This is a genomic window from Zooshikella harenae (genome assembly GCF_018837975.1).
Taxonomy (GTDB): domain Bacteria; phylum Pseudomonadota; class Gammaproteobacteria; order Pseudomonadales; family Zooshikellaceae; genus Zooshikella; species Zooshikella harenae.
On sequence record NZ_JAGSOY010000039.1, the window covers coordinates 30,849 to 44,681 of the forward strand.

Below are 13,833 nucleotides of genomic sequence, written 5' to 3' on the forward strand. Positions count from 1 at the left end.
AGTCGTTTGTTGTGTGTAGTGGATAAGTGGAAATAGCCATGAGTAAATATGATTATTTAGGTGAGCGTTACCAATTCGATTATTCTGCAACTGAACTTGCTACACAAGCCATTCGCATGGGCCATCAACGCAGTCCAGAAATGGAGCACGCGGAGCCTATTTATACAACATCAAGTTATGTTTTCAACTCAGCTGCAGAGGCTGCAGCATGTTTTGCAGGTGATATTCCAGGCAATGTCTATTCTCGCTATACCAACCCAACAGTGCATATGTTTGAGACACGCATGGCGGCACTGGAGGAGGGGGAAAGGGCAGTGGCAACAGCTTCGGGTATGGCTGCCATATTAAGTGTGTGTATGTCACTGTTAAAAGCAGGTGATCATGTCGTTTGCTCACGGAGTGTCTTTGGTACGACCACCACTATTTTCAGTAAATATTTAGCACGGTTTGGTGTAACCACAGATTTTGTTGCTTTAACGGATTTACCCCGTTGGCAAGAAGCAATCAAGCCAGAAACCAAAATGTTGTTTTTGGAAACCCCCTCAAACCCTTTAAGTGAAGTGGCTGATCTTGCAGCATTAAGTCAGCTTGCTAAAGCCAATGATTGTCTGTTGGTCGTGGATAACTGTTTTTGTACACCGATTATTCAGCAACCACTCAAATTAGGCGCGGATATCGTTGTGCATTCTGCCACCAAATTTTTGGACGGTCAGGGACGTTGTATGGGGGGGGTTGTTGTTGGCCCTGCTAAATTATTAGAAGAGGTCCATATTTATATGCGGGCTGCTGGTCCCTCAATGAGTCCCTTTAATGCCTGGGTTTTCCTTAAAGGGTTGGAAACGCTTTCACTACGTATGAATGCCCACTGTGATAATGCTTTAGCCCTTGCTCAATGGCTGGATGCTCAACCTGAAATAGAACAGGTTTTTTATGCTGGCTTGGAATCCCATCCACAGCATACGTTGGCTAAGAAACAGCAGAAGAAGTTTGGTGGTGTATTAGCATTTAGAGTAAAAGGTGGGCAGGAACAAGCCTGGAACTTTATTGATGCTACGCGTGTGGTATCGCTTACGGCAAATTTAGGTGATGCCAAAACAACTATCACCCATCCTGCAACCACCACACACTGTCGCTTATCTGCTGAAGAGAAAGTTCAAGCAGGTATTAGTGATAATTTAATACGGGTTGCTGTGGGATTGGAAGATATCAATGATTTAATAACTGATATGCAGCGCGGCATTGATGCCATTAAATAAACGTTACCTTTAAAAAAAGTAGAGCATCATATTTACGCTCTACTTTTTTATCAGTTGATCTGCAAGTGATAAAGGTCTTCCCTTCCACCTCTTTATAGTTTCAGCTCTATTAACCACATATAGCACTAAACTAGCACTAAACAAGATTCAAATTATTTCGACATTGTAATGAAAATTTAACATATCATAGGCACAGAGCCATCCTCAAAACGCCCCTAGCTTGAGCTAAAATTTTTTTGCGACAAAACCTGAAACTTTACGACGCGACCACTTTCCAATCAGTCATAGTTATTGACTTGCTATAGGGGGTATGTCAAAGTGAGAAATTCATATTATTGTATGATCATCGACTAGGGCTAGGAGTCTATATGGCAATTTCATTAACTAAAGGTCAGCGAATTAGCCTTGAAAAAGAGGCGGGTAAAAGCCTGCAACAAATTTGTGTAGGCGTTAACTGGGGGGCTATAGAAAAGAAAGGTTTTTTTGGTACTAAAAAAGTGCCTGTTGATCTGGATGCCAGTGTAGGATTGTACAATGACAAGAAGGAACCTGTTGATGTTGTGTATTTTGGGCAGCTCAGAAGCAAGTGTGGCTCAATTCATCATAGTGGCGATGACTTAACCGGAGACATGGATGGCGATGATGGATTAGATAATGAAGTCGTTACCATTAGCCTGCAACAAGTACCACATGAGGTTTCTGCTGTAGCAGTTGTACTTAATTCATTCCGCAAGCAAGACTTTGCAGCCATTCCATTTGCCTCTATTCGCTTATATGAAGGTACTCCTTCAAGGGTAAATAATATTTTGGCTACGTATGACATTGCAAATGACCCTTCTTTTTCAGGCTCAGTTACAATGGTATTAGGCATTTTGTATAAAAAAGATGGAGATTGGAAGTTCAAGGCTGTAGGTGAGCCAACTAAGGACCAAGGATTAGAGCAAACAATTATAACAGTTGCTCGCTCTTATATTTAACCTTTAACAATTAAGGTTGGTTGGCATGCAGTATTTGATACCTGGGCAAAATACCAAACTAGAAAACCCTATTATAACCCTTCGTGTTGAGGGTTGTTTAGGTGTTAAATGGTTATGCTTAGTATTTGATGAACAACAGCAGATCATTCATGGCCAATGTTCAGGTATCAATCAGAGCAATGAAGTGACGTGGTTAGTTCAGCCTTTTGAATTAGCTGACCATGTCAACAAGGTAAAGTTTATTGCTTATAGCGACCAAAGCTTAGCATCAACAGTTGGTCAATTAACGGTCTTATATACAGATACTCTTGCAGATCAACCGTTATTTGAGGTGAAAGCTGAATTAGTCAACCGTAGTGAATCCCTGTTAATTGTGTCAGAACTTTATCGTCACCAGGATAAATGGAAGGTAAGGTCGGTTTGTCAGGGGTTTAATGAAGGTATAGCCCAGCTAGAAAAACAGTATAATATCGCCTTGGGACAAACCGCGGAAAATGCTCATCAACGTACTCAAAAAGCCGCCCAGCCTGTGGTTTCTAAACAGCCATTTACAGCAGCAGAGCAGCATACTAACCCTATTTTAAATACAATTACTGAGGATGACTTACTGATTACCTTGAGTTGGGAAAATCAGCTAAACCCACATGACCCAATCAATAATGTGCTTGACTTTGGACCTGTTAACGACATGCGAATAGGTGCGTTTTATGAGTTAAGAAACGGTCAGCGAGGGCTAGTACAATCCTATGGTGAAGCGCGTGGTTCTTATTATGGTGTGCCTTATATTCAAGCAATTAGTAATGAGGATCAACGGATACAGCAATTGCAGTTAAATACACAATACTGGCATAAATCTTATCGTGTATTAGTTTACTGCTTTATTCTGGAAGGCTTAAGCCAATGGAATAAATTGGGTGCCAGTATAGATTTTAACAACTTAGATAAAATAAACATTAATTCCTATCGTTGTGACCAGCCGTTATGTGCTGTTGCAATGATAGAGCGAGTGGAACAGCAATATAAACTAACACCCTTGGTAGAGTTTTTTGATTCGCTAGTGGCAATGGATCAAGCTTATGGGTGGCAACTTCCTTGGTATTCACAGCAAGAAAACCCAGAATAGAGGATGGTATTATGGCAGGTGGATTTAGTAACTTTTTAAACTCATTAAAAGAAAAAGCTAACGAATTAAAAGATGATGTAATGAAGTTTAAAAGTAAAAACTTCTTAAATGCTGCAACAGGTGGTGCTGCATTAATTGCTTTAGCTGATGGAACAATTCAAGCTGAAGAAAAACAAAAAATGATCAAATTTATTGAGAGTAATGAAGCACTCAAAGTGTTTAAAACTACTGAGGTTGTGTCATCATTTACTGATCATATTAATAACCTTGAATTTGATAAAGATATCGGTGAGTCGAAAGCTTTTGAAGCATTAAATAAGTTGAGAAGCAATGAAGTAGCTTGTCGTACAGTTATGCGACTCATTATTGCTATTGCATCTTCCGATGGTGACTTTGATGATAATGAAAAATCTGTAGCTAAGAAAATAGCAGTAGAGTTAGGGCTAAATCCCGCCGAGTTTGAGTTGTAATTTTTCCAAGGCTAGGAAGTAAACTATGGAATCATTTGGTTTTCCATTGGAAGCTGTGATTGTGCTGTTTGTTGTCGTCATTGCTTCCGTTTGGTGTGACTTATTTAGTCACCGAAATTCTACTGAAATTAAATTTAAAGATGCGCTAGTGTGGTCCGTGTTTTGGGTGTCACTTGCCATAGCATTTTATGCTTATTTGTATCTACGCTATGATGCTAAATGGGCAGATTTATTCTTAACCGGTTATGTGCTGGAAAAAACCTTATCTATTGACAATATGATGGTTTTTATTGCCATTTTTGCTTCATTTGGGATTAAAGGTGCCTTACAGCATCGTGTCTTATATTATGGCATCATTGGTGCTTTGTTATTTAGAGCAATTTTTATTTCCGTGGGAACCTCTTTATTTGGCTTAAGTGTTTGGGTTGAGTTTATCTTTGGATTAATAGTCGCCTGGACTGCTGTCTTGATGTTGAAAGGAGGCGGTGATGATGAAGTAGAGGACTATTCTAATCACTGGTCAGTGCGTTGGACTAAAAAGGTAGTCCCTGTATTGCCACGCTTAAATGGAAACCAATTCTTTGTTAAACATGCCAACGTTGAAAAGCTGAAAGCAGCAGATTCAGGTTTGCAAGTAGTGGGCAAAGCTGCTTTTTATGCTACGCCTTTATTTCTTTGTTTAATGTGTATAGAAATTAGTGATATTGTTTTTTCATTTGACTCAGTGCCAGCAATTATTGCAGTGACTGAAGAGCCTTTCTTAGTTTATGCGGCCGTTATTTTTGCTATTCTTGGCTTACGTAACTTGTACTTTATGTTAGCCGTAGCTGCTAAGTACTTATGTCACTTAGAAAAAGCGGTTGCAATTGTTTTATTCTTTATCGCATTTAAATTGTGTGCGCAGGCTGCTGAACATGTTTGGGGAGTCGGCTTAAACATTTCTCATAGTATGAGCTTGTTCGTAGTGTTGGGCACTATTGCTTTAGGGGTACTTGCTTCCATTGTGTTTCCTAAAAAAGAAGCACAAGACTCAAATGAAGCTGACGTAGTTTAATATCCTCATTTTATTATTACTTGTAAGGAAAACAGAACATGGCAATTAGCTTAGAAAAAGGTGGACGTGTTAATCTGGCAAAAGAAGCGCCAGGCTTGAGCAAAATGCATGTAGGGGTTGGTTGGGATATCCGTGCAACAGATGGTTCTGCCTTTGACCTTGATGCATCATTGCTGATGGTGAATAGCCAAGGTAAAGGGATTGGTGAGGGTGGTTTTGTTTTTTACAATAACACCAAATCTGCCTGTGGTTCTATTCAGCATATGGGTGACAACCTCACTGGTGCAGGGGAAGGTGATGATGAGGTCATTAAGGTCAATTTAACCTCTATCCCTGCTGAGGTTGAGAAGCTAGTGATTGTTGTTACTATTCATGATGCAGAATCTAGAAATCAAAACTTTGGTCTCATTGAAAATGCATTTATTCGTATTTTAAATGATGATAACCAGCAAGAAGTTGTACGCTATGATTTGACTGAAGATTATTCGACAGAAACATCACTGATCTTTGGTGAAATATACAAAAAAGACGGTGATTGGCGTTTTGTTGCGAAAGGCGACGGTTTTGCTGGTGGTTTAGGTGCATTTTTACAAACTTATGGATTAGCGTAATAAAACAGCGTATCCAATGCTTAGTACCAATAAAAAGATAGGAGAGAAATAATGGGTGTTTCATTACAGAAAGGTGGTAATGTTAGCTTAGAAAAAACCGCACCTGGTATGACTAATGCGGTCATTGGTTTAGGTTGGGATGCACGTGCAACGGATGGCTCTGACTTTGACTTAGATGCTTCAATTTTTATGATTAATGAAGCAGGCAAAGTGCGTAGTGATGCAGATTTTATTTTCTATAATCAACTAAAAAGCCAGTGTGGTTCGGTTGAGCACATGGGTGACAACCGAACAGGTGAAGGTGAAGGTGACGATGAGTCGGTGAAAGTTGATTTAGCTAAAATTCCTGCCGATATTCAAAAAATTGTTATTGGTGTCACTATTCACGATGCAGAGTCAAGAAATCAAAATTTTGGCCAGGTATCGAATGCATTTATTCGTATAGTTAATGAAGCGAACAACGAAGAAGTGGTTCGTTATGATCTAAGTGAAGATTACTCAATCGAAACAGCTATGCTATTTGGTGAATTATATCGCCATGGTGGAGAGTGGAAATTTCGTGCAGTAGGTCAAGGCTTTAGTGGTGGTTTGAAGTCAATGGCAACCCAATACGGCGTTAGTGTCGGCTAATTGCACAGGAACATTTGAATTTTTTAGTATCAGGTAGGCGGTTGTGGCTGCCTGCCTCCTCTCCTTAGAAGTTGTTTCCCTCCTATGGAAAAAATCGTTGAAATTCAGTCAGGCTCGTTAGCATTCACGGTTAATCATCAGCTCAGTAGTCAACAATATGCACTGTTTGATCTATTGACATTTGGGTCTCGACAAAATCCCAAGCGTGGTTATCTTTTCATTTCAAAAGTATTAGGTAAACATATACCTTGTCAGCCTTCAGTAATGTCATGCGTTTACACTGCGTTAGCTGAACAGGTTCAGCTTGAAGCAGGGCCATGTGTAGTAGTAGGGTTGGCAGAAACGGCTACAGGACTTGGCGCTGGTGTTGCTGAGACATTATTTCAGTGTGGTCATGATGTGTTGTATACCCATACTACGCGTTATCATTTAGCTAATACACCTATTATTTTTAGTATTGATGAAAGTCATAGTCACGCCCCTGCACACATTATTTATCAGCCAACCAATCAGTTTCAACTAAAACAGGCTCAAACAGCCGTATTGGTTGATGATGAAATAACAACAGGTAACACCTTATTGCAATTGGCTGAACATTTAATTGGTTACACGGAAGGATTAAAAAAAATTGTTTGGGTAAGTTTAGTGAGTTGGCTTTCTGAGCAACGTAAGTTAGAAATACAACAGCAACTGCTTGGCGTGACAGTAGAGTTTGTCTGTCTCGTTGCTGGTCATTTCCAATTTACGCCTCGTTCGATGTACAGCAGTCAGTTACCCTCTAAAACACAGTTGTCCATATCCTCTCAAGCGGTGCTAGCAGATATACGAACAGGTATAGACTTTAACCACAGTAATAATCACTTTTATACCATTACGGGAGAAGTGTTTACTATTGAGAGTTTAACTAAGGCTGATCAATATACCGTGCTAGGGTATGGTGAGTTTTTGTATCAGCCATATAAACTGGCAGAAAAAATGGAAAAGGCTGGTTTTGATGTGTTATTTCAATCAACAACTCGCTCGCCAATTTTAGAAGGAGATGGGATTCTCCATAAAGAAGTATTTAGCGTTGAAAATAATTATGAAAATTATATTTATAACCGTCCTAAGGAGCGTATTACGATAATTGCTTATGAAACATATGCGCAGTATCAGCATTGTGGTTTAGCACGAAAAATTAACTGTATTCCTATCATTAAAGATGCAACTGAGGTGAGATAATGTCATATGTTGTTTTTACAGACATTGACGATACAGTTATACAAACAGAGCGTAAATGTTCAGCAAGCGATAATCTGTATCCAGGTGCTGTTAATAGAGAAGGGAAAGTAATCTCTTTTTATACAGAACAACAGCATAAATTATTAAATTTGTTCAATGGTGGGGTGTTAATTCCTGTCACTGGACGCAACTATGCAGCGTTGTGTCGAACTAAATTAGACTTTAAGCATGAGATTATTATCAATCATGGTGCGTTGGTATTAAATAGTAACCATATGTTAGATGAAGCCTGGTATCAACAAATCAGCCCCGAATTGTCAACGTGGCGGGTGCAGTTAGCTGAATGGGCAAAGGATGTACAGTTAATAATATCTGAACATAAGTTACCACTAAGAGTAAAAGTGATTGAAGACTTTAATGTAAGCTGTTACGTCAGTATAAAGGTAGATAATAAACAAAATAAGATTGAGGACTTTCTCTCACAGTTAGCACCTGTTGTGAATGCTGTGAACAGTCATCAAGAAACCTTGGTACATATAAATGGAAGTAACATGGCCTTGCTACCTCCTTATGCCTCAAAAGCCAATGCAGTAACTTTTCTTAAACAAAAATATCAAGCCATAGACAGCCACACGCTATTTGTAGGCGCTGGAGATAGTCTAAGCGACTTGGGTTTTATGAAGGCATGTGATTATTTATTAGTACCAAAGTGTAGTCAGATCAGTGATAGCGCGTTTGATGAGTAAACAAAGAGGTTAAGATGAAGCATCAACCATTATTGACAGGTAGCTATCACCCCGAAGATTGTCTATTTCTATTGCAAGAGGCCGTTGATGTAGAGCTTTTAACGGTAGACGAGAAAGAGCAACGGTTACAAGCAGGTGTTCATTACTCTCAAATGGTGTCAATTGAGCAAGCACCAAGTAAAGCTTACCTTGATGTATTTTATAAGTTAACTGCCAAATATAAAAAACGGCTCGCAACAGAGTTACTTCAGTTGGCACAGATACTCAGGCAGCAAAAAGGCATGACAATCACCTTGGTTTCATTAGCGCGTGCAGGCACACCCATTGGTATTTTACTAAAACGTGCCTTACACATATTAGGTGATGTGGCTGCCTCACATTATTCTATTTCAATTATTCGTGGAAAGGGTATTGACGAAGTCGCTTTACGCTATTTAAAAGCGATTAATGTGAGTGCTGAATCTGTTGTTTTTGTTGATGGTTGGACTGCTAAAGGGGCAATTACCCGTGAATTAAAAGAGTCCATTCATCACTGGAATGAGCAAAACCCTAGCTTTCAATTAAGTGATAAACTATGTGTCGTATCAGATATTGGATATACAGCACACTATGTCGCAACTCATGAAGATTATGTGATTCCTTCAGGTATTTTAAATAGTACAGTTTCTGGTTTGGTGTCAAGAACAATTCGTAACCCAGAAATATCAGGTTTTCATCAATGTGTCACTTATAGAGACCTACAACAGGATGATTTAAGTAACTGGTTTATTGACGAAATTACCAGTGAAATGGCACAGGTGAACCTCTCATCACTGGCTATACCTAACCTACTGAACCAGCAAGCTCGAGAACAAAAGCGTCAAGTGGTGCTCAGCTATTTGGCCAAAGTAATGAAAGCCCAGAGGATTGAAGATATTAATAAGGTTAAACCCGGTATTGCTGAAGCAACTCGGGTAATGTTGCGTCGAATTCCAGACCTATTAATGTTAAAGAGTAGCCAGTTAGAAGATGTTGAACACTTACTTATTTTAGCCAAAGAAAAGCAAATAAGAGTTGAGATTGATGCCACAATGCCATTCAATGCATTAGCGCTAATAAAAGATTTAACAAGGAATCACTCATGAAACATGCTGAGCAACTGTATTACAGGTTAGGGGCAACCCTATATATGCCAGCCATCATGCCTGATCTGGCACAGCGCTTAACGACAACTCAAGCAGGATCTGTCGTGCTTTGTACTGAGGATGCGATTTCGGAGCATCAAATAGAGAGTGCTTTGAAAAACATTGACAAATTGCTGATGAGTTTTCCGCAGATCAGAACCAATTTGTTTATTCGTGCTCGATCCCCGCAGGTATTATCCAACTTATTATCCTTAGAAACCATCGGGCAAATTAAGGGATTTGTGATACCTAAAATAGACCACAGTAATGTATATGAATACAAGGAAGCGATTGAGGACTCGGGTAAAGACAAGTTTTATTTAATGCCAACGATTGAAACTGAAGTAGCATTTGATAACCAAGAACTCATTCGGTTACGAAAAATAATTGATACTTTCTCTGTAGGAATTCCCTGTTTTCGTATAGGAGGTAATGATTTACTCAACCTGTTAAATATTAAGCGACCTGATTATGTCACTATTTATGAAACACCAGTAAGGATTGCTATCGATAACTGCATTACAGCATTTAGGCCTTTTGGTTATCAACTATCTGCACCTGTATTTGAATATATTGATGATGAAAACTTACCTCTTCTCAAAAAAGAACTGATGCTTGATCGAGCTTATGGTTTTCACAATAAAACAGCTATTCATCCCATTCAAGTCCCGCTGATTCAAGAAATTTTATCATTTAAAAATGACGAAATTGATTTAGCGAAAAAAATTATATTGCACCAAGATAAAGCTGTTTTTAAAGAAGCTGGACAAATGTGTGAACCATCAACCCATATCAATTGGGCAAAAAAAGTACTGTCTATTGATGGGAGAAAATGATTGATGAAAAAGTCACTGGGAAATAAGTCTGTATGGAATAAAGTATGTGCTGCCTTGGTGCAACAAGCAAGACAAAAAAACAAGCTTACTTTTCGTGAATTGGCGGAACTTATCAAACAGAAAACTAATATTGATATTGAACCTAATAATCTAGCTAATAGAGTTAATCGAGGTAACTTTTCGGCATCATTACTCATTGCTATTTTTTTTGCTATGGAAGAGCCTTTACCTAGTCAAGTTGATTTGGAAAGAGTCGTAATTGAAGTCACAGAGTAAAGTTTTCAAACTAAACAACCATCTACTTTCAGTAGCTGGTTTGTGATAAGGATTTGAACTCAGGGTACGGGGCTAAGTCCCGTTGATAGCAAGCCTTTCACCCTAAAAATTTCTCTTGCCCAAAATGAAGGTCCCAGTACCTTTTACATAATGTGTTGGGCTAGTAATGCTTATTAATGGGTATTGTGTCGGTAGTTATTTAACTCCTGTTGTAACCAGAAAGCACTGTTTTTAACGATCTCTCCTTGACAATGGACATGATAGAACTTACCTGAAAGTGTACTCTTGGTTGCACTATAACGTATAAAGTCTTCAGTGATCCTTATTTTGCTTTTGAAGTGATTATATTTATTTTGAATATGCTCGGCAGCCTGAGTACCAGTAAATATTTTACCATTTCTTTCATATTTACATGAGGTTTTTTTAACATAATTTAATAAATGTGCTATTTCTTGCTTGGTTTTTGGCATTATGTTGGCTATAGCCAAACTTCCATAAAATAACGTAATTAGAGTTACTATAATTGAGCGTTTCATGCAAATGTCATCGATGACTTGAATATGGTTTTAATTTGGGTTTGAATTAAAGTTATTTACTCAATAGTTAGTATATCTTCTTATTTATTAAGTGATATTGTATTGGTTGGGTTTTTAGAGGTTAACACTTATTAAAGAATAAATGTTTTTTGTTAAAAAGTATTTTTAAAGTTGTCATGTATATTGTTTACTCGATGAATTGTTAATGGCTATTTGATAGGTTTTAAAAATTGTTGGTATCGGTATTTTTGTCTTTATGAAAGGCGGAATGCTATTTAATTTTTAGGCTTTATTAAATAGGTATGTTCCGTACTTGGTAGTACTAATAAAAGAGGCAGGACGGTCAGTAGTAGTTGACAGCCCAGCCGGCGCTTTTAAAACAACGATTGTTGTTATTGCTAGTTTTGATCTGACTAGCTCCACTAAAAATCCTTTGTTGTGGGTATGTTGCTGATAGCTTAGCAAACCTTAACAGGCTTTTCCTGATTTAAGCATTACAAGTCGTTTGTTTGCCGTATTCTGACGTCATTGATCAGTGAAACTAATACGAAACTTATTAACATGAGTAAGTACCATGAACTCAGTTTTGAAATCGAAACCATTTGCCATTCAGCTGATTGATTAGGATATAGCCATATATTTGTAAAAGTAGCAATGTTTTCAGCAAACCATATAAATAAAGCAACTAAAAACCAACCAAATACAAGAGGCATTTGACGGTGCGTTTTGATAATTTTGAAATAAATCTTTATACGATAAAATAAAAATATCGTTAACCCAAGTAAAAGCCACCTAACATCCCATATATAATGGTGAGAAAAAAAGTTTATGTAAATTAGTGTTACCAATATTCCAGTGGCTTTTTTTGAGGGATAATGTGAATATTCAAACTCAAAGATACGCCAAACACGGGCGAGGTAGCTGCCGACAGCACTATACATAAATCCTGTGAATAATGGTACGTTGCCAATACCAAAGAGATATTCTTCAGGGTATGACCATGACTGAATCGCATCTGATGTTTTAAATAGTTCCATAACAGTTGCTACAATATGGAAAACGATAATGACAAATGATTCTCGAAGTGTCTCCAGTTTGGTTATTAACAGTAGAAGTTGAAATATGATGGCTGAAATAAAAATAAAGTCATAGCGGTGTAGATTTTCCAACGGGTACCAGTAACTTGTTACAATCATTGTAAATAACAGGAACCCACCAAATATACTGGCATAGGCTTGCTTTAAGCCAAAAAGCCAGAGTTCGTTAATGATTTTTTTAAACGGCATAACTTCATCAGGTGTTAACGACTAAAGAATATTGCTTCTTTGATTCAATGTGACCTATAAAGGGTGAGCATGGGCTGAATCTTAAGCTTGCCGATTATAGTGGATTTCTTGGATGGCTATTCGTTAACTGAAGCCAGTTCAGCCGCTTTGGTATATTTTACACATCGTTTTTATGCACAATTTCGCAGTTATACGCTTTGTGAATGATGTTTATACCTATAAGACACAAGGACTTTGTTGTTCATCTTAGCGGAAGAAAAAGAAATTTTAACAGGGACGTCGTTATGGGTAATAGGGTGATTTTTAACACTGAAAACGTATAATGAAATCTCCGGCATAGCCGGAGGTGGTTTTAATCTTCATATACGTTATCAATGGTTACGATTTCATCTTTATTTATTGTACGAAGACGACCATCAACATCTTCATATTCGTAAAAACCAGTTTCCTCATTAAACATAACCTCATCAGGTGTTGTGACAGATGAGCCATCCTTCATTTTTATCACTTGTGGCGATGCGCAACCCGCTAATAATCCAATAAGACAGGATGCAAGTAGAATTTGTCTCATTCCGTTTTCCTCATTGCTTTATGGTTAAAGTAAACGCTGTGTTGAAAATGGGAAAGTTTCAAAAATCTAATCTTTGAGCATAAAATATTATCGCAACATTATTGTTATTACAACGCAATGAAAAATATTAAACTAAATGGAACATTGGTTTGGGTTTTTACTTTCAGCTTTCATTGAAATTAAGCGAAGCTAAAGCACTTCTATACCAAAGGTTTCTGTTTGTTTACATATACCCTTCACGAATCATTTTTAGGGTTTGTTGTCAGCGTTCTTCACCCCAGTCACTTATTAATATAAGCTCCTGGGGCTTCATCACTTGACGGCCGCCCCTAAAAACCCTTCGTCATGGTTATATTTATGTCAAAACAGAGATTTTTAATCCATATAACTTTCACTATGGGTTTATAGACTATGGTAAAAACCACAATAACTAAGTTAATGGTGAGTTCTAAATGACAAGGAAGAATTTCTGGAAATATTTTTTTTCTGCCATGATTGTGTTATTACCTATTGCATCATTTTCAACAGATATACTCAAACAAGAGTACAGTGCAACCCAGACCATTAAATCAGATTCTGGGCCATTTGCAGGGGAAATAGTGAGTAAAGTGTATGTGTCTGGTAATAAGGAGCGTACAGAAACCAAAATGGGTACACTGAACATGATCACCATTGTTCGCCCTGATAAGCATGTTGCCTGGTTATTAAATCCAAAGAATAAAACATTCCAGGAAATCGATATCAACAATGCTACAAGCTTTGCCTACAAGCGGTATTTTGACAAGTCAACGTTAAAGCATGTAGGGAATGAAACGATTAATGGCATTAAGACGGTAAAATATAAAGCACTTTCAACTGAAGAACATTTACTGGGTTACCTATGGGTTTCTGCAAATGGGATTCCTTTGAAAATTGAAAAAAAGGAAAATGCTATTCATGGACAATCTAGAGCTTTGATTACATTACATGATCTTAAGATCGAAAGACAACCTTCAAGTTTGTTTGAGATACCACAAGGTTTCAAGCAGGGCAATCGCATATAAACTCTACCTTTATAAAAGCCATTTTCTAAAGCAC

At 37.9% G+C, this 13,833-nt stretch carries 16 protein-coding genes; 13 read left to right on the forward strand and 3 right to left on the reverse strand.

All coding sequences use genetic code 11. The features are described from left to right. Window positions 1-38 precede the first annotated feature (38 nt). The 12 genes from KCG35_RS15610 to KCG35_RS15665 all read left to right on the forward strand — a co-directional run bounded on the left by KCG35_RS15610 (window position 39) and on the right by KCG35_RS15665 (window position 10,363). Window positions 39-1,256, forward strand: a complete 1,218-nt coding sequence (locus KCG35_RS15610) for an O-succinylhomoserine sulfhydrylase (protein ID WP_215820722.1) — start codon at window positions 39-41, stop codon at window positions 1,254-1,256. Between the two features lie 368 nt (window positions 1,257-1,624). After that, a complete protein-coding gene (locus KCG35_RS15615) occupies window positions 1,625-2,233 on the forward strand; it encodes a TerD family protein (RefSeq protein ID WP_215820723.1) in 609 nt (202 codons plus the stop codon). 25 nt (window positions 2,234-2,258) lie between these two features. Then, on the forward strand, window positions 2,259-3,356 hold the full coding sequence (locus tag KCG35_RS15620) for a TerD family protein (RefSeq protein WP_215820724.1): 1,098 nt from the start codon (window positions 2,259-2,261) through the stop codon (window positions 3,354-3,356). 11 nt (window positions 3,357-3,367) lie between these two features. Next, a complete protein-coding gene (locus KCG35_RS15625) occupies window positions 3,368-3,826 on the forward strand; it encodes a tellurite resistance TerB family protein (RefSeq protein WP_215820725.1) in 459 nt (152 codons plus the stop codon). Between the two features lie 25 nt (window positions 3,827-3,851). Then, window positions 3,852-4,880: a TerC/Alx family metal homeostasis membrane protein gene (locus KCG35_RS15630; protein ID WP_215820726.1), complete on the forward strand. Its 1,029-nt coding sequence runs from the start codon at window positions 3,852-3,854 to the stop codon at window positions 4,878-4,880. Window positions 4,881-4,918: 38 nt separating this feature from the next. Next, window positions 4,919-5,491: a TerD family protein gene (locus KCG35_RS15635; protein ID WP_215820727.1), complete on the forward strand. Its 573-nt coding sequence runs from the start codon at window positions 4,919-4,921 to the stop codon at window positions 5,489-5,491. A 51-nt stretch (window positions 5,492-5,542) separates the two neighbouring features. Next, a complete protein-coding gene (locus KCG35_RS15640) occupies window positions 5,543-6,121 on the forward strand; it encodes a TerD family protein (RefSeq protein WP_215820728.1) in 579 nt (192 codons plus the stop codon). 84 nt (window positions 6,122-6,205) lie between these two features. Continuing rightward, window positions 6,206-7,342, forward strand: a complete 1,137-nt coding sequence (locus KCG35_RS15645; RefSeq protein WP_215820729.1) for a phosphoribosyltransferase domain-containing protein — start codon at window positions 6,206-6,208, stop codon at window positions 7,340-7,342. Further along, window positions 7,342-8,088, forward strand: a complete 747-nt coding sequence (locus KCG35_RS15650) for an HAD family hydrolase (protein ID WP_215820730.1) — start codon at window positions 7,342-7,344, stop codon at window positions 8,086-8,088. Before KCG35_RS15645 ends, KCG35_RS15650 begins: the two co-directional genes overlap by 1 nt. 14 nt (window positions 8,089-8,102) lie before the next feature. Then, the gene (locus KCG35_RS15655) at window positions 8,103-9,212 is read left to right on the forward strand and encodes a cysteine protease StiP family protein (protein WP_215820731.1); all 1,110 of its coding nucleotides are present in this window, start codon (window positions 8,103-8,105) and stop codon (window positions 9,210-9,212) included. Then, window positions 9,209-10,087 (forward strand): aldolase/citrate lyase family protein, encoded by an 879-nt coding sequence (locus KCG35_RS15660; protein WP_215820732.1) that lies wholly within the window; start codon window positions 9,209-9,211, stop codon window positions 10,085-10,087. The genes KCG35_RS15655 and KCG35_RS15660 overlap by 4 nt, the downstream gene beginning before the upstream one ends. Before the next feature lie 3 nt (window positions 10,088-10,090). Then, entirely contained in the window at window positions 10,091-10,363 is a 273-nt protein-coding gene (locus KCG35_RS15665) for a DUF6471 domain-containing protein (RefSeq protein ID WP_215820733.1), read from the forward strand. Window positions 10,364-10,536: 173 nt separating this feature from the next. Here the strand turns inward: KCG35_RS15665 and KCG35_RS15670 are convergent, their stop codons facing one another. The 3 genes from KCG35_RS15670 to KCG35_RS15680 form a co-directional block, all read right to left on the reverse strand. Next, the gene (locus KCG35_RS15670) at window positions 10,537-10,899 is read right to left on the reverse strand and encodes a DUF5329 family protein (RefSeq protein ID WP_215820734.1); all 363 of its coding nucleotides are present in this window, start codon (window positions 10,897-10,899) and stop codon (window positions 10,537-10,539) included. Window positions 10,900-11,393: 494 nt separating this feature from the next. Beyond that, complete coding sequence (locus KCG35_RS15675; RefSeq protein ID WP_215820735.1) at window positions 11,394-12,185, reverse strand: DUF817 domain-containing protein; 792 nt, start codon at window positions 12,183-12,185, stop codon at window positions 11,394-11,396. A 352-nt stretch (window positions 12,186-12,537) separates the two neighbouring features. Further along, window positions 12,538-12,756: a YgdI/YgdR family lipoprotein gene (locus KCG35_RS15680; RefSeq protein ID WP_215820736.1), complete on the reverse strand. Its 219-nt coding sequence runs from the start codon at window positions 12,754-12,756 to the stop codon at window positions 12,538-12,540. A gap of 452 nt (window positions 12,757-13,208) precedes the next feature. Between KCG35_RS15680 and KCG35_RS15685 the strand changes: the two genes are divergently transcribed. Then, window positions 13,209-13,799 (forward strand): DUF4412 domain-containing protein, encoded by a 591-nt coding sequence (locus KCG35_RS15685; protein ID WP_215820737.1) that lies wholly within the window; start codon window positions 13,209-13,211, stop codon window positions 13,797-13,799. Window positions 13,800-13,833: the final 34 nt, after the last annotated feature.